At 57.3% G+C, this 21,272-nt stretch carries 17 protein-coding genes; 14 read left to right on the top strand and 3 right to left on the bottom strand.

Annotated features, from left to right (window positions below):
• Positions 1-44: 44 nt before the first annotated feature.
• From pdhA to VEI50_05240, 6 genes are all read left to right on the top strand, one after another.
• Entirely contained in the window at positions 45-1,058 is a 1,014-nt protein-coding gene (pdhA, locus tag VEI50_05215) for a pyruvate dehydrogenase (acetyl-transferring) E1 component subunit alpha (GenBank protein HXX74504.1), read from the top strand.
• Between the two features lie 63 nt (positions 1,059-1,121).
• Entirely contained in the window at positions 1,122-2,105 is a 984-nt protein-coding gene (locus tag VEI50_05220) for an alpha-ketoacid dehydrogenase subunit beta (protein ID HXX74505.1), read from the top strand.
• A 29-nt stretch (positions 2,106-2,134) separates the two neighbouring features.
• Positions 2,135-4,057, top strand: coding sequence for a pyruvate kinase (locus VEI50_05225; protein ID HXX74506.1), 1,923 nt, complete (start codon positions 2,135-2,137; stop codon positions 4,055-4,057).
• Positions 4,058-4,136: 79 nt separating this feature from the next.
• Positions 4,137-5,372, top strand: coding sequence for a dihydrolipoamide acetyltransferase family protein (locus VEI50_05230; protein ID HXX74507.1), 1,236 nt, complete (start codon positions 4,137-4,139; stop codon positions 5,370-5,372).
• Between the two features lie 11 nt (positions 5,373-5,383).
• A complete protein-coding gene (locus VEI50_05235) occupies positions 5,384-5,629 on the top strand; it encodes a phosphopantetheine-binding protein (protein ID HXX74508.1) in 246 nt (81 codons plus the stop codon).
• Between the two features lie 231 nt (positions 5,630-5,860).
• The gene (locus VEI50_05240; GenBank protein ID HXX74509.1) at positions 5,861-6,487 is read left to right on the top strand and encodes a response regulator; all 627 of its coding nucleotides are present in this window, start codon (positions 5,861-5,863) and stop codon (positions 6,485-6,487) included.
• On the opposite strand, the gene glgX is transcribed toward VEI50_05240, so the two are convergent.
• Positions 6,405-8,543: a glycogen debranching protein GlgX gene (glgX, locus tag VEI50_05245; GenBank protein HXX74510.1), complete on the bottom strand. Its 2,139-nt coding sequence runs from the start codon at positions 8,541-8,543 to the stop codon at positions 6,405-6,407. The two genes, VEI50_05240 and glgX, sit on opposite strands and share 83 nt — an antisense overlap.
• A gap of 970 nt (positions 8,544-9,513) precedes the next feature.
• On the opposite strand from glgX, the gene VEI50_05250 reads away from it, so the two are divergent.
• The 8 genes from VEI50_05250 (at position 9,514) to VEI50_05285 (ending at position 17,464) form a co-directional block, all read left to right on the top strand.
• The gene (locus tag VEI50_05250; protein HXX74511.1) at positions 9,514-9,987 is read left to right on the top strand and encodes an Hsp20/alpha crystallin family protein; all 474 of its coding nucleotides are present in this window, start codon (positions 9,514-9,516) and stop codon (positions 9,985-9,987) included.
• Between the two features lie 387 nt (positions 9,988-10,374).
• Positions 10,375-11,046, top strand: a complete 672-nt coding sequence (locus VEI50_05255; GenBank protein HXX74512.1) for a phosphoribosyltransferase family protein — start codon at positions 10,375-10,377, stop codon at positions 11,044-11,046.
• Between the two features lie 17 nt (positions 11,047-11,063).
• Positions 11,064-11,564, top strand: coding sequence for a BCAM0308 family protein (locus VEI50_05260; GenBank protein HXX74513.1), 501 nt, complete (start codon positions 11,064-11,066; stop codon positions 11,562-11,564).
• 49 nt (positions 11,565-11,613) lie between these two features.
• Positions 11,614-12,165 (top strand): hypothetical protein, encoded by a 552-nt coding sequence (locus VEI50_05265; protein HXX74514.1) that lies wholly within the window; start codon positions 11,614-11,616, stop codon positions 12,163-12,165.
• A gap of 110 nt (positions 12,166-12,275) precedes the next feature.
• Positions 12,276-13,133: a universal stress protein gene (locus VEI50_05270; GenBank protein HXX74515.1), complete on the top strand. Its 858-nt coding sequence runs from the start codon at positions 12,276-12,278 to the stop codon at positions 13,131-13,133.
• A gap of 38 nt (positions 13,134-13,171) precedes the next feature.
• Positions 13,172-13,534, top strand: a complete 363-nt coding sequence (locus VEI50_05275; GenBank protein ID HXX74516.1) for a cytochrome c — start codon at positions 13,172-13,174, stop codon at positions 13,532-13,534.
• Positions 13,535-13,607: 73 nt separating this feature from the next.
• Positions 13,608-14,702 carry a glutaredoxin domain-containing protein gene (locus VEI50_05280; GenBank protein ID HXX74517.1) on the top strand — a complete coding sequence of 365 codons (1,095 nt, stop codon included), beginning with the start codon at positions 13,608-13,610 and terminating at the stop codon, positions 14,700-14,702.
• The gene (locus VEI50_05285; GenBank protein ID HXX74518.1) at positions 14,621-17,464 is read left to right on the top strand and encodes a GNAT family N-acetyltransferase; all 2,844 of its coding nucleotides are present in this window, start codon (positions 14,621-14,623) and stop codon (positions 17,462-17,464) included. The genes VEI50_05280 and VEI50_05285 overlap by 82 nt, the downstream gene beginning before the upstream one ends.
• Before the next feature lie 212 nt (positions 17,465-17,676).
• Here the strand turns inward: VEI50_05285 and VEI50_05290 are convergent, their stop codons facing one another.
• Complete coding sequence (locus VEI50_05290) at positions 17,677-18,612, bottom strand: hypothetical protein (GenBank protein ID HXX74519.1); 936 nt, start codon at positions 18,610-18,612, stop codon at positions 17,677-17,679.
• Positions 18,613-20,068: 1,456 nt separating this feature from the next.
• Entirely contained in the window at positions 20,069-21,127 is a 1,059-nt protein-coding gene (locus VEI50_05295) for a hypothetical protein (GenBank protein ID HXX74520.1), read from the bottom strand.
• Between the last annotated feature and the right edge of the window lie 145 nt (positions 21,128-21,272).

Consider the following 21,272-nt stretch of genomic DNA (forward strand, 5'->3'; position numbering starts at 1 on the left):
GCTGAACGCTGATAGCTGACAGCTCGGTGCTGTATGGAGAAGACATGGACGCCGTTGTCGATCGCGATCACGGATTAGCGCTGATCCACCAGATGCTCCGAATCCGCCGCTTCGAGGAAAAGTGTGCGGAACTATATAGCCTCGGAAAGATCCGGGGGTTTCTCCACCTCTACATCGGAGAAGAAGCGGTGGCCGTCGGATCCATACCGGCATTCACGCCGGATGACGCCATCGTGGCGACCTACCGCGAGCACGGCCACTCGCTCGTCCGTGGCACCCCGATGGGGCCATTGATGGCCGAGCTCTACGGGAAGGCAACCGGCTGTGCGCGGGGGCGGGGCGGGTCGATGCATTTCTTCGACGCATCGCGCCGCTTCTACGGAGGACTCGCGATCGTGGGAGGGGGCTTGCCGATCGCCGTCGGGTTGGCGCTCGCGCAGAAGCTCGCCCCCCTGTCTCCCTCCCTTCATAAGTGGGGGAATAAAGGGGGGGTCACCGCTTGCTATTTTGGTGATGGAGCCGTGGCGGAAGGCGAGTTCCACGAGTCGATGAATCTGGCTGCGCTCTGGAAACTGCCGGTGCTCTTCCTCTGCGAAAACAATCTTTATGCGATGGGCACGGCGCTGGGCCGGCATCAATCGCAGACCGATATCGCCCGGAAAGCCGATGCCTACGCCATTCCGGCCGAAGCGGTGGACGGGATGGACGTCCTTGCCGTGGAATCAGCGACCAAAAAAGCCGTCGAGCTCGTGCGGCACGGCGGTGGTCCCTACTTCATCGAGTACCGCACGTACCGTTTCCGAGCTCACTCGATGTACGACGCCGAACTGTATCGAACCAAGGACGAAGTCGCCCAGTGGAAGCAGCGGGACCCCATTGCCCTGTTCGAACAACAGCTTCGCGCACAAGGTGCCCTAGAGGACGCCGATCTGCAGAAGATGGAGTCCACCATTGCGGACGAAATTGCCGAAGCCATGGCCTTCGCCGAAGCGGGGCCATGGGAGCCCTTAGAAGATTTGACGAAGGATGTGTATACGCCGGCGAAGCCGGCAGGCTAGAGGTGCGAGGCGAGGGGCAAATGATCAGACCTCTCGCCCCTTGCCTCTAGCCGGAGTCTTCGTATGAAGATCACCTACCGTGAAGCTGTTCGTGCCGGACTCCGCGAGGCATTGCAGAACAACCCGCTCGTCTTTCTCATGGGAGAGGATGTCGGGCGTTACGGTGGGACTTACGCCTGCACCAAGGGATTCTTAGAGGAGTTCGGCCCTGCGCGTATTCGCGACACGCCTCTATCCGAATCCACCTTTGTCGGTGCCGGCATCGGTGCGGCACTGGGAGGCATGCGACCCATCGTCGAAGTGATGACAGTGAACTTCAGTTTGCTGGCGCTGGATCAGATCGTCAACAATGCCGCGACGATTCGTCACATGTCCGGCGGACAGTTCAGCATTCCCTTGGTCGTGCGCATGGCCACAGGAGCCGGACGGCAAGTCGCCGCACAACACTCTCACAGTCTCGAAGGGTGGTACGCGCACATTCCGGGTATCAAGGTCCTCGCCCCTGCGACCGTGACCGATGCACGAAGCATGATCTTGACCGCCTTGAAGGAACCGGACCCCGTCTTCATCTTCGAGCATGCCTATCTGTACCCTATGGAAGGGGAGCTCGATGAACGGGCGCTCCCCGTCGATATTGTGAACGCAGCTATACGCCGCCGAGGGAAAGACGTGAGCCTGATCACGTTCGGCGGCTCATTATGGAAAGCGCTGCAGGCAGCCGACACCCTTGCCGCGGAAGGAATCGAAGCCGACGTCATCGATCTTCGCGTGCTCCGCCCGCTCGACCGGGCGACGATTCTCGCCTCCGTGAGTAGGACCCACCGGGCCGTCATCATCGATGAAGGCTGGCGTACAGGAAGTTTCGCCGCGGAGATCAGTGCGCAGATCATGGAAGGGGCCTTTTACGATCTCGATGGCCCGGTGGCCCGCGTGTGTAGCGTCGAAGTTCCGATTCCCTACGCCAAACACTTGGAAGACGCGGCACTTCCTCAGTCTGAGAAGATCGTGCTGACTGTTAGAAACATGTTTCGAGGCCGAGATGAATAGCCCCCTATCGAGAAACGAATTGAGGGATCATGAGTCCGTTTTCGGAGAACCGCCAGGACGCTGAGCCCGACTCGCTCCGGCAGGAACTCGGCGACCTCTTGCAGGATGTTCAACAGAAGGCCGCTGAGGCTCGAGCCAAGTTCCATTTTGCGGACCCTGACGCGCAATGCAGTTGTGACAATCTCCTCGCTTACCTGGCGCTGCGCGAGCATGACCTTCAAGATCTTCAACTCGAACTGGCCGGACGCGGGCTGTCTTCGCTGGGAAGGCTCGAGGGTTCGGTACTCCATAGCCTCCGGAAGGTCGCACAGCATGTGGGGATCGAACCGACGGACACTCCTCTTATGCTTCCCGACTTTGCACAGGCAGAGTCCATCCTCTCGCGGCGTAGCACCGCGCTATTGGGTCGGCCTCGTCCGCGTCGCCACACCCGTATCATGGTGACACTGGACCCCGACGTCGTCAGGCAACCTGAACTGCTCGAGCAACTTCTCGTGGAAGGGATGGATATCGCCAGGGTCAATTGTGCCCATGACACGGCTCATGAATGGGCGATGATCATTGCTTCGGTACGGGATGCAGAGGAACGGTTAGCGAGCCGAGGACGAGCGATCGGACGCCGCTGCCGCGTGTTCATGGATCTTGCCGGACCGAAGGTCCGGACCGGACCATTGATGCCCACGACCAGGCCACTCAAGCTCACTGTGGAGAAAGATGCCTACGGACGGCCGTCTCGTATCTTGGAAGGATTTCTTGACACAGAAGCCTTGCAATCCCAACGGTTCCGTTCACCGGACCTCCCTTGGAACTTTGTGATCGCACTTCCCGGGCAAAGCGGTCTCGCGGCCCTCATACTCGCCGAAAAACTCCGGTTCACCGACACCAGGGGTCGTGAACGAGTTTTCCATGTGCTCGAACGCGTGAGTCCCACGAAGGTTCGCGTCGGGTTGGAGAGGACAGCCTACCTCGAAGAAGGAATGGAGCTCGTGACGACCGGCGGAGCGAGTTTTCAAATCGGGCCGATCATGCCTCAACCCATGGACATTCGAGTGCGGGCAGGAGACCGATTGGTTCTCTACCGAGAGCCGACTCGTCTCGGCCACGGAGCACGCGCAGGACAGCCGGCAGGAATCAGTTGCACTCTTCCCGCCGTGTTGGAAATGGTGAAACCGGGTCATCGCGTGTGTATCGATGACGGCAAGATCACGACGATCGTCCGGAATCTGCATCCGGCACACCTGGAACTTGAAGTCATCGCTCCATATGATGTCCCGGCCCGCATTCGTTCGGAGAAGGGCCTGAATTTTCCGGACTCGCCCCTCGACATTCCCGCCTTCACAGCCCAAGACCGGGAGGATCTTAAATTTGTCGCCCGTCATGCGACGGCGGTCGGTCTCTCATTCGCACACCATCCTCAGGATCTATTAGATTTGCGCCAAGCCTTGGAGGGCCTTGGATGCTCAGATTTGGGAATTGTCATTAAGATCGAGATTCGAGAAGCCATCCATCGGTTGGCACAGCTCCTCCTTGCCGGGTTGGATCGTCCGAGATTCGGCGTGATGATTGCGCGCGGCGACCTCGCGGTCGAAGTGGGTTTTGAGCATCTGGCATTGGTCCAGGAAGATATCCTCTGCCTTTGTGAAGCCGCCCATGTGCCGGTGATCTGGGCCACTCAGGTGCTGGAAAGCTTGGCGAAAAGCGGGTTGCCCGCACGAGCTGAAATTACCGATGCTGCTACCGGTCAGCGGGCCGAGTGCGTCATGTTGAATAAGGGAAGGTTTGTGGTGGATGCCGTGAAGACTCTCGCGGATTTGCTGAGTTCAAGAGAACGCCAGCGGATCAAGAAACGGCAAGTCTTTCGCGATATCACGGTCCAGCACGGCATATTCGATCGACCCGGGACTGATCTTCCGGCTACGGCCGGACCATCTGAGGAACCAGCTTGCGTGTAACTGCTCATGCGCGGATGCGTTCTTCTACCCTTTGTCATCGAATCTTCTTCTACTCGTCACGCATCACGGAGCTTGAACCATGGCTGACTTTCTAATGCCCACTCTCGGATCAGACATGACTGAAGGGACTCTGGTCGAATGGAGAAAGAAGGTTGGTGACCGGGTGGTCAAGGGCGAGATCCTTGCCGAAGTGGATACCGAGAAGGCCGCGATCGAGATCGAATCCTTTCATACAGGCATCGTCGAAAGACTGATCACAAGACCTGGGGATAAGATTCCGGTCGGCACTGTAATGGCGATCATCCGCGAGGAAGGAAGGCCGGCGGGAAAGGTGGAGGTCGAGGCCAAGGCTGCGATAAAGCCCCACGTGGAGGCTCCACCTTCCGTCGCGAGAAGGGCCATCCCGTCTCCGGCACCTGAGCCAGCACGACTTCGCGTCTCGCCGGCCGCGAGACAATTGGCGGCAGAACTGGGTATCGATCCATCGACCCTTCGAGGTACCGGACCGGACGGAGCCATTGTCCGCGAAGACGTGCTCCGGGCCGCACAGGCGAGTGGCAAGAGGCGAGAGACGAGAGGTGAAGAACAAGTGCAACCCCTTGCCCCTAGCGCCTCGCCCATGGCCGAGGCGCCTGGTACAGCGGCTGAGAGACAATCCCGGATGCGACAGACCATTGCCGCCGCGATGGCCAGATCGAAGCGCGAGATTCCCCATTACTACCTCAGCACCACCATCGACATGGGCCGGACCATGAACTGGCTCAAAGACGAAAACCTCAAGCGATCGGTAGCGGATCGGCTGCTCTACGGTGTCTTACTGATTAAGGCAGTCGCCCTGGCTCTGCGGCAGGTACCGGAGCTGAATGGATTGTGGAAAGGAAGCGCCGCTGTTCAGAGCCCCGACGTCCATGTTGGAGTAGCAGTGTCCCTTCGGCAAGGAGGCCTTATTGCGCCGGCCATTCATCACACGGACAAGCTCAGTCTTGACGAACTGATGAAACGGTTTCTGGATGTGGTAAAGCGGGCCCGAGCAGGAACATTGCGGAGTTCGGAGCTCTCCGATCCAACGATCACGGTCACCAGCCTCGGCGAACAGGGAGTGGAAACCGTCTTCGGTGTGATCTATCCTCCGCAGGTGGCCCTGGTCGGCCTCGGGAAAATCGTGGAACGCCCCTGGGTCGTCGAGGGACAGGTCGTTTCAAGACCGGTTGTGACCGCGAGCCTGTCCGCCGACCATCGCGTGACCGACGGCCATCGGGGCGGGCTGTTTCTCTCAGCCATCGATCGGTTGCTACAGGAACCAGGGCGGCTCTGAATCGATCACTTATGCAGGATGAACTCAAACAAACTGTTCTTCGCCTCCTTGGCGAGATCGCTCCGGAAACAGATCTGGCGTCAGTGAAACCGGATGTCAGTTTTCGCGATCAACTGGACATCGATTCTATCGACTTCCTCAACTTCATTGTCGCCATGCACAAGCAGTTCCAGATCGATGTTCCCGAATCGGACTACCCTGAGCTCACAACGATCGATGGCTGCGTCCGGTACCTCCGACGCATGCTGGCGCGATAGCAATCCGTCGCGTCCGGACACTGTACCGGAACCATGAACGTCTGGTTGTCTCGCGCTGCCCAATCGAGAGGCTTTGCACCAGCAGGTCGCAGGTTCAATATTGGTTGAAGACGCTTGTCCATCACTGACGATAGGTCGAGTATAATGGCAATGATGATCAACCGACGTTAGTTTTGTCCACTCAACCGGTGTTGTAGTCGAGCTACGTGTTCTGAGGAGAGGAACGCACACATGTTTCAGGGTCCTGTTTTGATTATCGATGATGATCCACTTGCGCAAAAGACGCTGGCTTCGATCTTGCGACTTCGTCAACAAGTCGAGGTGGAGATGTCGGACTCGACGGTCGGAGCCTTGGAATGGATCCGAGGGACCGACTATACCGTCATCATCTGTGATGCGAACCAGACTCGGCTGTCGGGGGAATCTTTCGTGCGGGCCGTACACAAGTTCCGTCCAGACACTCCGATTCTGCTTCTAACGGACCAGCGCACTCAGGTTGCCACATATGCTGCCATTGAGGCCGGGGCCTATGATGTTCTTTCCAAACCGATCGAGGATGAGACATTTCTACTGGCAGTGAGCCGGGCGCTCGAAGCCTCCCACTTGAGGCGCCAGGTCAAAGATCAGGGAGACACATTCCTGGCAGTCCTGGGAGAAGTGATGGGCGATCTTGAAGTTCTGTACCACGCCTACGGTCTGCGGGGTCATCTTGAGGCGATCATGGCGAGGGCGAAGGCAGAAGGATACTTCAAAATCATCGCTGATCCGAGCGTTCTCACAATGGCTTTTGCCGCAAGAGGAGGACCGCAATCGATCGAGCCTCGAGATCGTAACCCTCGCCTGCCTTCAGAATCTTGACTCCCTTGAGACGATCGCGGGACGCAGCCGTATCCAGTATCGGCTGCCACCGTAACCCACGTTTATGTGCAGGCAAGGTGAAGGGCAGCGGCTCATAGTGGGCATTCAGCAACACCAAGAACGTCTCATCCACGATCGGCTGCCCTTTCGGATCGGTCTCCTGAATCGCATCGCCGGCGAGCCTGATTCCCAGACATCGAATGTAACCTTGTGCCCAGTCGTCGTCCGTCATCTCCTTGCCGTCGGGCCGAAACCATGAAATATCCTTCACCTCCGCACCCCGGATTCGGCGGCCCTGAAAGAAACGGCGCCGGCGAAAGACCGGATGGCGCTGTCGTAAGGCGATCAGGCTTTTCGTAAAATCGAACAGAGCCTGTTGAGTTTTGCTGAGCTTCCAGTCAAACCAGCTGATGTCGTTGTCCTGACAGTAGCCATTGTTATTCCCGCGCTGCGTGCGGCCGATTTCATCACCTCCACAGATCATCGGAATCCCTTGAGAGAGCAGCAGGGTGACCAACATGTTGCGTTTTTGCCTCTCCCGCAGCTCAACAAGACGAGGATTATTGATCGGACCTTCCGCGCCGCAGTTCCAGCTTAAATTGTCGTCTGTGCCATCACGATTCTGTTCCCCATTGGCTTCATTGTGTTTCTGGTTATAGGACACGAGATCCTCTAGAGTAAATCCGTCGTGCGCGGTCACGAAATTTACGCTGGCGTAGGGACGGCGACCACTCGTCTCATAGAGATCGCTGCTGCCTGAGAGACGATTGGCCAGTTCGGCCACCTGTCCACCATCACCCTTCCAGTATCGACGGATCGTATCTCGATATCTCCCGTTCCATTCGGCCCAGCCGACAGGAAAGTTCCCGACCTGGTATCCACCTGCACCGAGATCCCACGGCTCGGCGATGAGCTTGACCTGCGACAGCACCGGGTCCTGATGAATGATGTCGAAAAAGCTACTCAGCCGATCGACATCGTGGAGCTCTCGTGCCAGGGCGGATGCTAGGTCAAATCGAAAGCCGTCCACGTGCATTTCCAGCACCCAATAGCGCAGACTGTCCATGATGAATTGAAGCACTCGCGGATGACGCACGTTCAACGTATTCCCGCAGCCGGTGTAGTCCATGTAGTAGCGCGGCCGGTCGGGCACGAGGCGATAGTATGACGAGTTGTCGATCCCCCGAAGCGAGAGCGTCGGTCCGAGATGGTTTCCCTCGGCGGTGTGGTTGTACACCACGTCGAGGATGACTTCGATTCCAGCACTGTGCAACGTCTTCACCATGGTCTTGAATTCCTGCACATGCTGTCCCCCGGACGTCGAGGTCGCGTAGCGGATGTCTGGAGCGAAAAATCCGATTGAATTGTACCCCCAATAGTTGGTGAGTCCGCGGTCGACTAAGTGCTTGTCGTCCACGGATTGATGAACCGGCAACAATTCCACCGCCGTGATCCCCAATCGCTGAAGGTGTTCGATAGCCGCGGGTGTCACAAGCCCGGCGTACGTCCCGCGAAGCTTCTCCGGAACATCCGGATGGCGTGCGGTAAACCCCTTCACGTGCATTTCATAAATCACGGTCCTGTCCCATGGTGTGCGGAGTAAGCGGTCTCCGCCCCACGTGAAGGACTGATCGAGCACGACGCACTTGGGGACATAACCCGCATTGTTGCCTAGGTCACACGAGAGGTCCGTTCGCGGATCGCCTAATCGATAGCCGAACATCTCGTCGGACCACTGAATCGTTCCGGCAATCGCCTTGGCATAGGGATCCAACAGGAGCTTGGCCGGATTGAACCGATGCCCGGCTTCCGGCTCGTAGGGGCCATGAACCCGATAGCCATAATGCTGCCCGGGCCGCACCTCCGGCAGGTAGAGATGCCAGACCTGATCGGTACGTTCCTCGATCCAAATTCGATGGCTCTCTTCGACAGCCCGCGCTCCCTCGAATAGACAGAGCTCAACCGCCCTCGCGTTTTCCGAAAACAGCGCGAAGTTCACCCCCTCGCCATCCCACGTAGCGCCCAGTGGATAGGGACGACCTGGCCAAGCTCTCATACATTCCCTCTCTCGGTGAATCTCATGGCCGCGATAAATCGAAGCTCACTACAATACTTCCGTCCCCTGGAGCAATGGTTAAGAAACCCGCTTGCCATCCCCTATCATTCATCCGTCATTGTCGAACGGGCCAGGGCTTCAGGAATCTTGATCCGCTGCTTACTTGGTAGCATGACAGTCATCGGGCCAGTTTTCCCTGAAGACAAGGACTAGTCTTCTGGGGTGCGCCAGGATCAAATTGAGAATTGTTTATGGCAACAGCCTTAATCAGCACAGACCGTCCAATCAATAGCACGGGCCCCGGTAAGAACCATTTGGCAATCTGTCATCCACCCTGTCGACATGCTAAATTTGTGCTAAAGAACAACGGAGAGTAGAGAGTCGAGAGGACCTACCGCAGCAAGCAGAAGTTTATCGGTCCTCGATTCCTTCGTTTAATCGACAAACCAGACGGAAGATCAGGCGGTTAGAGCACCGGGCACATCAGTCTCATTCCCAAACCCTCCTCCACCAGTAGCGAAATGGAAGCGCGCCCATTCCAACCGCCTTTATCAACTCGGCGCGAAAACGATAATTTCTCAACTACCTACACAAGAGCGAGACCATTCAAGTACCCCGATCTTATCTCCTCCTTCTCCTTGACTCCGGTGCCCCTGCAGTCTCCGGTGTTTTATCATCAATGTTGAAAGATTCCACAGTGCGCAAAGCAGTCCTGTCCTGTAACGCGACAGCTTGCTCCCAAGCCACCCCTTCCCCAATCCGACCAACTCCTTGAATCTGCAAGGGACACTGCCCTTTTCCGACATATCTGGCGCGTGGCATTACCGATGCACTTTCTCTGAGCGACAGCCAATACCAAACCGGCATATCGTCATGGTGAGTCACAATTACAGAGGTCATCGCTTGCTGGACCACGTCCTCATAAGGGAGCCACAGCAAGTATTCTTTCACACCAGAAGGAGGGAGTACCATGCCTGCACTGACACGATGGGAACCATTCGGGCGTTGGAATCCGTGGAAAGAACTTGAAGAAATGGAGAAACGCCTCTCCACTGTCTTTGGGCCTGCCCCGTCCACGGCCGGTGGCGACAAGAAGGAGGCGATCGCGGTCGCCGAATGGTCGCCGCTTGTCGACATCACGGAAGACGACAAAGAGTATATCGTGAAGGCTGAGATCCCGGAGATGAAGAAAGAGGAGATCAAAATCAACGTGCACGACGACGTCCTCACAATCAGCGGCGAGCGAAAATACGAGAAGGAAGAAAAAGGCAAGAAGTATCATCGCGTCGAACGAGCCTATGGTAGCTTTATGCGAAGCTTCACTCTGCCGGAGGATGCGGACGGCACCAAGGTTAACGCCGAGTACAAGGACGGCGTCCTCAAGGTGCGCTTGCCTAAGTCGGAAAAGGCGAAACCGAAGGCGATCGAAGTCAAGATCGCGTGAGCAAGAAAAGGTCAAGGTTGAGGTTTAGGGTGACACGAGAAAACCTGATCGGATGTACCTCAATCTGAACTTCGGCCCCAACCTTGATCGAAGGGAGGTTGCCATGTTTCGTCACCCACATTATCTGGAGGTGCCCTGGGACATTCACTGGCATCCTGAGACCACAAGACATCACCGTCATTTATGATGGTTGATCGGGGCATTGGTCCTTTTGGCGATGTTCTTGATTGGGGTTGGTGTCACGAGCGGACTCATGTAGGTTGAGAAGTCTATCTGGTTTGGTTGGTTTATGTGGTTTGTCTCGTTTCTTTAGTTCGAGGAACGACGTAAACCAGAAAACGACACAAACCCAGACCAACCGGATAAATCTGAGAGGCGAGGATAGCTGTGATCTTTCAGAACCGCGAAGAGGCCGGGCGGCGTCTGGCTGCCGAATTGATGCGCTATCGGGAGAATCTGGACGGCGTGATCCTGGCGCTTCCGCGAGGAGGAGTCGCCGTCGGCTATCAGCTCAGTCTGGGGCTGCATCTGCCGCTCGATGTCTTTATCACCCGAAAGTTGGGCGCCCCCGGCAATCCGGAATATGCACTCGGCGCGGTGGGTGAAACAGGGACGGTCTACCTTAACCCCACAGCGGTGGCCGAGTTCTGTCTCTCGCGGGCGGACGTTCAGGATCTGGTTAAGGGGCAACAGAAAGAAATCGTCCGTCGCCAAAATCTTTATCGACAAGGACGCAAGATGCCGACGGTTACGGATCGGACCGTGATTCTTGTCGACGACGGGATCGCCACCGGCTCCACCTTCTTTGCATCGGTCGAAGCGATCAGACACCTCAAGCCAAGACGCCTGATCGGGGCCATTCCGGTCGGGCCTGTGGATACGATTGCCGAAGGTAGGAAACGAGTCGATGAATTGGTCGTGCTTGCCACACCGATCCCCTTCTGGGCGGTCGGCAACCATTATGTAGATTTCACCCAGGTCGATGACCGCGACGTGGTGGAATACTTGAATCTGGCCGAGGAAGCGTTGCGTGAGCGAACACACTCATCGCCGGCCTAAACGAGCAAGGAGCATTCATGGCATCAAAAGTCAAAACAGCGGCGGGCTTGAGCACGCGGCGCGATCGGACCGTCCAGGAATATCAGCATGACACCTATAAACTACGCGGCAAACTGAAGGAACCGACTGCCTGTCCCGACTGCGGAGCGGTATTCCACAAGGGACGCTGGATGTGGGGCCCCACACCCAAAGGGGCGGAGCAGGCCACCTGCCCCGCTTGTCACCGTGTGAGAGACAAGTATCCCAAGGGCTTGGTCACTATCAAAGGATCCTTCAAGGACCAACAGCACGAACAGGTCATTGGCGTCGTGAAAAACACGGAGGAGAAAGAAAAGAAGGAGCACCCCCTCTCTCGAATCATGGCCATTGAACAGCAACGTGATGGTCTGGTGATTTCCACGACCGATACCCATCTGCCCCGGCGGATCGGCGAGGCGTTAAAGCATGCCTATCACGGCGAGTTGGTATTGCAGTACGAACAGGATGAAGATTTCGCACGGGTCACATGGACTCGTTAATCACGCCTTGGCCGGACTCAGATTCAACAACAGGAGAGGAGAGCTGAAGATGATGACTGGACGAGAGTGCCGTGTGCTTCGGGTCGTTGACTTCCTGATGATCGTGGCCCTCTCCGTGAGCGGGCTCGGCACAGCAGAAGCCAAGATTGTCGTTCCCGCCGGTGCCGTGATCGAAGCGGACGATGCGACGGTGAGCAGCATCGTCACGATGTTCGAACGGGCTGAACAGGCCGTGAAGGCTCACGATCTTGAGACGCTGCTGAGTCTCTACTCTTCCCAATATAATTATCACGGACTCAAAAAGGTCGACGTCCGGAAAATCTGGAAGGACCTCTTCGACGAGTATAGTGAGATCGCGAGCACTCACCTCTTCAGCAAAATCACGAAGGTCGGATCGGGAAGCCAGGCTGTCGTGGAAGTCACTTGCACCGGTCATTTGTGGGCGGTGTCCAAAACGAGTAAGCTCTATGTCCCGATCGATAGCTGGCATGAAGAAGTGCATTTTTTGATCTTCGAGGACGGGGCCTGGCGCATTCGCGGGAATGTCGGGGAATCACCGCGTGTCCTGCCGTTTGGCACGGCGCCGCATCCCCTTTTCTGAAATGCTGGGTGACCAATGTCACGCAGCCAGTCATTGTCGTGCATGCGGAGCCAGCGGACTATTTCTGGGCTGATAGCTGAACGCAGAAGGCTGAGCGGCAGGAGGTCTGGATGAGAGTCGCGATCGGCGTTGATTGGTCAGATCAAGCCTTTACGGCTGTGACGCAAACGTTTCACGCGTACCGTCCAAGCGACGTCACGCTGGTCCATGGCGTCGACCTTGGGATGTTTCAACACCCGATCGTCGCCGAAGCCGCTAACTTGCAGGGGTACGACGATTTCCGCAACGCGATGGTTGATGCAGGGCGACAACTCCTCGACCGCGCAGCATCGATGCTCCCGCCCGGTGTCGACAAGGTCAGGCGGGTGAATGAAATCGGCAGCCCCGCTCACGTCATCCTCAACGCCGCGAAAACTGTCGCGGCCGACCTCATCGTCGTTGGTGCGCGCGGGCAAAGTCGCGCCACCGAAGTCGTGCTCGGCAGTGTCTCCCATCGTGTGCTCAGTCATGCTCCCTGCTCGACCTTGATCGTGAAGGGAAATGCCAAGCCGATTCGGCAGGTGCTCGTCGCCATTGAAGGACGCGAGGACGCGGGGTGGATCAAGAAGTGGCTGTTGACGAACCCATTTACGGCTCCGGTGACACTGACCGTGCTCACGGTTGTTCCGTCCCTTCAAATGGCGGACCCGGCGAGCATCATCGGGTTTCAAGCCTGGTCGGGCACGGCGATGCGGTATGCGGAAGACCTCGTCAAAGAGGCCGGAGCGGGGCTGATGGGCGCCCATTATTCGGTCAGCACGCGTGCCGTCACGGGAGAACCGGCAGCCATGGTGGCTCAGCAGGCGAGCACCATGGATTTGGTAGTGGCGGCTTCACATGGTCGCACGGGAGTGGAACGTTTCCTGTTAGGAAGCGTGTCTCATTCGATTGTCCACCAGGTGGCATGCCCCATTCTGGTGATTCGCTGAAGCACATGGCGTTGACCTGTTGCAAAGGAGTCAATCCGATGAAAGAAACAGTTTCGGCAATCGCCATTCTTCTCGTCGTCCTCGGGACCTCATGGGTATCGGCACAAACGGTGCGAGGTAACCCAAAAGCGGGGCAGACGATTTATCAACAACATTGTGTCCGCTGCCACGGAGACAAACTGGAGGGGAAAGGCCCGGACTGGAAGGATTTAATCGTTCCGCCTGCCAATCTCACATCGCAGGTCCTACGGTCGAAGACCGATTGGGAACTCCTCGTCGCCATCTCAAACGGCGTGCTGTTCAGCCCGATGCACAGTTTTCGTGGAAAGCTGACGGATGAGCAAATGCTGGACGTGCTGTCATACATCAGGTCCGTGGCGCCGTTCGAAGCCGTCAGCTAGACCTCAAATTGTGTGCCGACAACCACCAGGTCTCCAAAGATTCATTGCCGGACTCCTGACATCCTTGTTGTTTGTGGTCCTGTGCGGCGGGACACAGGTCTCTGCCGGTGAAGCCCCCCCGGATCTCGAAGTCTTCGTCCGCGCTGGCTGCCCCCACTGCGAGGCAGCGAAGATCTTCCTTGAGGAACTTCGGCATGAACGACCCTCCCTCCACATCGCCGTCTACGACATCGCCGAAGACTCAGTCGCGCGGCAACGCCTTGACACGTTGACCATCGAACGGGGAATGACCGCCGTCGGTGTTCCCACATTCCTCATCGGCACAGAAATGATCGTCGGATTTCTCTCATCCAACACGACCGGAGCAGCGGTCCGGGCCAAACTCGACCAGCGTATTCAAAGCGCCGTAGCCCAGCCGACGGTTGAGGGAATCCCGACGAAGTGGTTCGGTGAACTTCGAGTCAGGGACTTGGGCCTTCCTCTTTTTACGATCGCGATCGGCTTGCTAGACGGATTTAACCCCTGTTCGATGTGGGTGCTGTTGTTCATGCTCTCCCTGTTGGCAAGCCTGGCCAACCGAATGAAGATGCTGCTCATTGCCGGAACATTTGTGGCCGTCGAAGGCGTTGCGTACTTCGCCTTCATGGCGGCTTGGCTGAACTTGTTTTTAATCATTGGTCTTTCTCGCATCACGGAACTGATCCTAGGCGGCATCGGGGTCTTCGCCGGAGCGGTCCACATCAAAGACTTCTGGGCATTCAAACGCGGCATCTCCCTCGGTATCCCCGAGGCGGCGAAACCCGGCCTGTATGAGCGGATCAGGAAGATCTTGCAGGCTGAGAACATGACCGCAGCGCTCGTCGGAACAGTGCTGTTCGCCGTGCTCGTGCAGGCGGTCGAGTTATTGTGTACGGCGGGACTACCGGCTCTTTATACACGCATTCTCACGTTGCAACAGCTTGACTGGCTGGTCTATTACGGATATCTGGCTCTGTACAATATTGCGTACATGTTGGACGATGTCATTGTTCTCGTAGTCGGAGTCATCACGATCAGCCACTACCGGCTTCAAGAGCGAGAAGGCCGTTGGCTGAATTTAATCAGTGGGACCGTGATGGCGGGGCTGGGACTCGTGCTTTTGGTGAAGCCCGCCTGGCTGGCACCTTAGATAGGCTCAATGTGAAGCACTTTCGTCCTCTCTATATTCCGCCCCTGAGGTCCGATCGTGTTGAGTCGGGTTCGCTCATTCTTCGCGATGGAACGACTGCGACGATTCGACCGTCCGAACCGACCGACGCGGGCATGATGCAACAGTTCGTGGACCGTTTATCGCCGGAATCGAGACGGCACCGGTTTTTCTCTGAGAGCACGCCGCCCGCCGACATCATCGCGGCTCTGTGTAATTCGACCAATCCCCGCTCGCAACTCACGCTCATCGTGACACGGTTTTGGGAAGGCACCCTGCGCATGATTGCAGCCGGCTCCTACTGGGCGAAGGACTCACATACGGCTGAGGTGGCGATGGCCGTCGACGACGGGTTTCACGGCAAGGGCTTGGGCACGTTGCTCCTCGAACGTCTCGCCTTAGAGGCCATCCGTCACAGGTTTACCCGCTTATGGGCTGTGACCCATGCGGAGAATCTCGCGATGCGCGAAGTGTTCCGAGAATCCGGGTTTACAGCCCATGAGGGCTATGAAGGCGACGACATGGAAGTTGAGTTGTCGCTGATTCCCACGGAGACAACCGTCACCCGTGCGGAGGTACGGGAGCGGCTCGCTACCACCGCCTCGCTTCGACCGTTCTTCCACCCGCAGTCCGTGGCCGTCATCGGCGCATCACGCGATCAGAAGAGCATCGGATTTCGCCTGCTGGATGCGCTGGTGACGAATCAGTTTCGAGGATCTGTTTATCCGGTGAATCCGAACGCTGCGGAGATCGCCGGAGTCCGCACGTACCCATCCTTACGATCGGTCCCGGAACCGATCGAACTGGCCATCGTTGCCGTGCCCTGGGACAAGGTGCTCTCGGTGGTCGACGATTGTGCGGAGAAGGGCATTCGAGCGGTAGTGGTCATTACGGCCGGCTTTGCCGAAGTGGGAGCGACGGGGGCAGCGCTCCAGAACCGATTGCTAGAAAAGGTCCGTCAGCACGGCATGCGCATGGTCGGCCCGAATTGCTTCGGCTTGATGAACACAGATCCAACCGTACAGCTCAATGCCACCTTCACCTCACAGTTTCCTCTCCCCGGGCGCGTCGCGATGTCGTCGCAAAGTGGTGCCCTCGGTATCGCCACCCTTGCCGGAGCGCGCCGTTTCTATCTGGGAATCTCATCCTTTGTCAGCGTGGGAAACAAGGCCGACGTCTCGACCAACGATCTCCTGCAATATTGGGAGGAAGACCCGGCCACAGACGTCATCCTCCTCTATGTGGAATCCTTCGGTAATCCTCGCCGGTTCGCTCGCATCGCGCGACGTGTGAGTCGTCGCAAACCAATCGTGGCCGTGAAGGCCGGCCGGTCGCAATCCGGACGACGCGCCGCCAGTTCCCACACGGCGGCGCTTGCCGCCAGCGATGTGGCCGTCGAGGCCATGTTTCGTCAGGCCGGCGTGATTCGCGCTGAGACGCTCGACGAGATGTTGGAGTTGGCCAGCGGTCTGGCCGCACAACCATTGCCGTCCGGACGTCGCGTGGGCATCATCACGAATGCGGGAGGACCGGCCATTCTCTGCACCGATGCGTGCGAGGCAGGAGGCTTGGTTGTTCCGGAGCTGTCCTCCGGCACGAAGGCATCACTCGCGGGCTTTCTTCCTTCGGCCGCTGCCCTGAACAATCCCATCGATCTCATCGCGTCGGCTACACCCGAGCAATATGCCAAGGTGATCGAAACGATACTGGCGTCGGACGAAGTCGATGCATTGATCATCCTCTATATATCCGTGACCGTAGTCGACACGGCGGGAATCGCTCAGGGCATCAAGGCAGGAATAGAGAATGGGCGAAAGACAGGGCCCAAGAGTAAACCCGTGCTTATCGGTTGGATGGCGGAAGGCGACTTGGGTCGGGAATTTTCCTTTCCCACGGAAACGATCCCAACCTATTCCCTGCCGGAAAGTCCCGCCTTCGTCATCAGCAAAGCAGCGACCTATGCGGAGTGGCGTCAACAATCCGTCGGCATGGTTCCCGACTTCGACGATCTGGAGCTGTCTGCCGCAAGGCAGATCTGTGTAACCGCCCTAGCCCAACGAGGAGCGGGCTGGCTCACGACGGAGGAGACCAGAAGCCTGTTGAACTCGATGAGGCTGCCCGTCCAATCCGGCGGAGTCGCAAGAACAGCCGATGAGGCGGCGGCCTTGGCCAAGAAGATTGGTTATCCGGTGGCCGTGAAGCTGGCTTCGCATCAGATCGTGCATAAGACAGAAATCGGCGGGGTTCAGTTGAACCTCGTGGATGAACGGGCGGTTCGCAAGGCGTTCGAATCAATCAGAACAAGCCTGGTCCAGAGCAACCAACTGCAGGCCATGGAGGGAGTCCTTGTCCAGCCTATGGTGACCGGCGGTGTCGAGGTGATGGTCGGGGTCGCGAACGATCCATCGTTTGGACCCTTGATCGCCTTTGGCCTCGGAGGCATTCATGTCGAGATTCTTGGCGATGTGCAGTTCCGCATCACACCGCTCACCGAGCGCGACGCCACCGAGATGGTCCGTGGCATAAAGGGCTATCGCTTGCTTTCAGGCTATCGCGGACATCCGCCAGCCGACATTGAAGCCATTGAAGACGTGTTGCTGCGAGTCTCTCGCCTGGTCGAAGAAATCCCAGAGATCAGCGAGCTCGACCTAAATCCGATCTTTGCCCTCCCGCCTGGCCAAGGCTGCCGGATCGCAGACGCCAGGATTCGCCTGGATCATACTTCACCCAAACCCGCGGTCTAACAAACCGCTGCTCCTGCGACAGGCGGGTCCCGCAACTTTCTGCTGTGCTGATACCGAAAGGTTGGTGTTGACAGACCCAGGTCTCGAGGAACGAGGCTCATTTGTGTTTCGGAATTTTTGCACAAGGGCAACGCGGGATAGGAGCGACTTCTCGCGAGCCTTCGCGAAAGTCAGTGCTCGTTCAACACCCTTGGGACCATTGGAGCACGCAGCTAGTCTTGCAGGAACTTTGCGATGTCGTCTTTTGATTCTGGCAAGAGCTCTTGTGCCCGCTTGAGATCGATGCGGCCCTCTGCGGTCCGGTTTATCGCCTGATAGGCGAGCCCTCGATAGTAATAACCAAGCCCTAGCTGCGGCTTGAGCGACAGTGCGAAGCTGGAATCCTCAATGGCTCCCTGGTATTCGCCGCTCTGGTATTTGGCTGCGCCCCTATTCACGTAGGCCTCAGCAAGGGTTCGATTGAGCTCGATCGCTCGCGTGGTGTCCTCGATCTCTCCCCGGTAGTTCCCCAGGATGCCCTTCGCCCACCCTCGACTGATGAAGGCGGTTGCATCGCTGGGGTCGAGCTGGGTGGCACGGGTGAGGTCCTCCAGTCCTTCTTCACACACCCCCGTATCACACTTGGCCACACCTCGACTGAGGTACGCCTGCTGATACTGCGGATTCATCTGGATGGCAAGCGTCAAATCCCGGATGCCGGTTGCATGCCTCCCTCTTCGAATCTGCGTCACTCCACGTTGATAGTAGGGTTCGGGATCGTAGGGGTTGAGCGCGATCGCCCGAGTGTGATCATCCACCGCCCCCTGCAGATCGCCCAGCTCCCCTTTCGCCCAGCCGCGACTCATATAAAAGGTGGGGATGCGTGGATTCAGTTTGATGGCCTGCGTCAAATCCGTGACTTCACCCTGCAAATCGCCCAATTGTCCTCTCGCATAGCCCCGGGCGGCATATGCAGGCGCGTTCGTCGGGTTCCTGGCAATGGTGCGAGAGGCCTCCTCAATCGTCCGATTCAGAGACGCAGCCTTCTCTTCCGGAGACGGGACCGCAGCGCACCGGACTAGTAGAGGCAGTGTAACTAGAAGCAACAGCAGCAATCTGACCATCGGGTCATAATACCACTGAATCTTCTGCCCTTGATTAGGAGCCAAGACGGCCCCCGACCGATGGTTCCTGTTTCCGGTCGGCCGAAGAGCCCGCAGCGAGTTGGTAACCTACTACTCGAGGCCGGCGTTGAGGGGGCGAATCCGCAATCCGGGTTTCAACATCATGATAGAAGGTTTTGCTAACTGGTCCAACAGGACACCGGTTTAGGAAAGCGTTTCCTTGACCCCACTCCAGCCAAGGTTTGTGAAAAATCTGACTTTGGTTGGAGTAGACTGGAATGAGCTGGAGTGAGGTGGAGTTGAGCACAAAATGAGCACAGCACCAGAGCTATTACGCTCCTACCAGCCGGTTGAACTTCGTGGCAATCGTGACAACTCGGTTGACTCTAGCCTCCGGTCTTGTCTCCCTTGAGCGATGGAGCCAGACTATCCTAGCTAGAGGATAGAAGCGTGACCCTCTCACAGTGCTCAGCTCTGCTGCCGAGGGGTTAGTGTCCTAGGCAAGTTTCAAAGATGGCGTCGCAGTGGTCGTAACCGGCATGGCTCGGTGGTACCGCGTGGTAGTGGATACTGTCGACACGTCTTTCTCTCAGCTGGACATGAGCCAGACACCCGTGATGAGGTTGGGGTATGCTGCCTTTGGATGTCGGGAACGATTCTTCCAACAGAGAAGCTTCATTGTAAAACATCAGTTGGGTTACATCCCCGAGCGCACGTTCATTAGGGGTGACCGCTGCACAAGCGAGAAGCTCCTACTCCGTTTTCCCGATTAAGGCCTTTTCCACCGAAGGGGGGGCTAACATTACTGAGGGAACTTCGGTGGCACAGCCGCTCATACCGATCCAATGGAGAAAGCCATGGCGCAGTTGGTCGCGAGTGTCCTCGTGATGATCCCAAACATGTCCAATATGAGTCTGCGAGGCATAGTGGCCACTTCCTTCCGGTCTCGAGGTGGGTTCTAAAAACCCCTCAGAAAAAGCTGCAAGAAGGATGAGAATGTCTAGTGTGTCTCGCAGGCCTACCGATAGATCAAAATCAACTCATTTTGGCACCGTCACACGACACCTGATGAACTGACGTGCGGTATGTCGTTTCCGTCACCCACGGCTTACTCACAGTGGTGCTACGGCTAGGCAGATCTGGCTCTACACTATTCCTCAAGCAGTCTTGGCTCGCCTTCCTTCGCCAGGCCGCGCTCGACCCAAGAGCCGAAGCATGTTGGACATAGGTGAAGCCCTCGGTCGGTGGACGTATAGAAGGTGTGCAGATCGGAAACCCCGCAGTTGGCACAGATGACAGGACGTTGAGCTGCGGGGGAATGCTGACAGGTCGCGCGACAGCTCATAGGTCTCTCCTCGCCCTCTCAGCATAGTTTATTTGGGAAGGCACACACAAGTTCGTCACGACACCGGTCATTGTACAGTGCTTGTTCCATTTGTCCACCGCTGCACCTGGCTTGCCTCGCCCTCTTGATTGCCGATCAGTCTGAGTCAGAACCCCGCTACTGCTTCTCGGCCTTCGCCCGAAGCGCTTCAAGCAGATCTTTGAGGTAGGGCCCCATCAAGGCACGAGACACAGGATGCTTCGCCGAGGACCCAAATCCAGCGACCTGGTCAGTTGACACCCGGCTCAGGTAGGTCACAACAGTGTCGTCCTTCGTTGGGAGCGCCACCGCTCCTTGCTGCAAGGCATTGTAATCGTGGCTCGCGTAGTAGTGGCGATCCACGATGACAAAGGCTTCGTCGATTCGGAAACGCAGGCGGTGAGACAGTACGTAGGTCGGACGCCCAAACACTTCGATCGTCACCCAGAAAAACTGCTCCTCGATCTCATCGGCTTCTTTGAACTTGATGGCCGGATAATTGAGCAGCGCGTTGTACACGGAGGGAAGGTACTTAGCTACGAGCTTCGATTGCTTGGTCGCGATCGAGAGTTCGTCGCTTGCCAGGGTCTGACGTCCGCTCTTGCGTGCATACGGCGCAATGCCGGCCAGCCCCTTTGCATGATAGGCCTGGTAGCGGGCCAGCAACCCTTCGCGGATCAGCGCCTCCACCTTCGGGATCGACACCGCCCCATCCTTGCTGGCGGCCTTCAGCGCCCGAAAGGCCGCAATCTCCTTTGTATCTAAATTGAGTTCATCGCCCGGTTCCGCCTCGAGGTAGCGGCGGGCTTCCTTCTCTCCGTTTGGAGCCAGCTTTACCCCTGCGAAGTCGGCCACGGTCCCCTCGCCCTCGATCTTGCCATACCCAGTGATCGAGGAGACGTTCTTGAACGCAGCCGCCTCGCGAAAGAGCGGGACAAGTTTTTCAGGTTTTGTCTTGGCCAGCAATGCCATGCCGAGGGCAAGTTCCCGATCCGATCCTTCAGTGGTCGACCAGGTGACAATCTTGCCCTCTCGGATGTTCTGTTGGTCGTTATCCGAAAGCTGCAACGCCTGCAACAGTTCCTCGGCGGTAGGCAGCGCCGAGGCCTCAAGGGCAGGATCGCCGAACACCAGGCCTACGCAGAGACTCACGACGGCACAGATGGAGGACTTGGTTGTGGTTATTCTTGATTCCATGAACTCCTCCTCTAACGTTTCCCCTCATGGGTGCGCTTGTTACCAAAGAGATTTGATTTTGGACCATCACATAGCGACACAGAACTGTATGAAATGTCTGGGACTCACAAATGACCATTCAGAATGGTTTTGGGACATTCCGATA

The organism is Nitrospiraceae bacterium (assembly GCA_035623075.1).
In the GTDB taxonomy this organism is placed as follows: Bacteria; Nitrospirota; Nitrospiria; order Nitrospirales; family Nitrospiraceae; genus DASPUC01.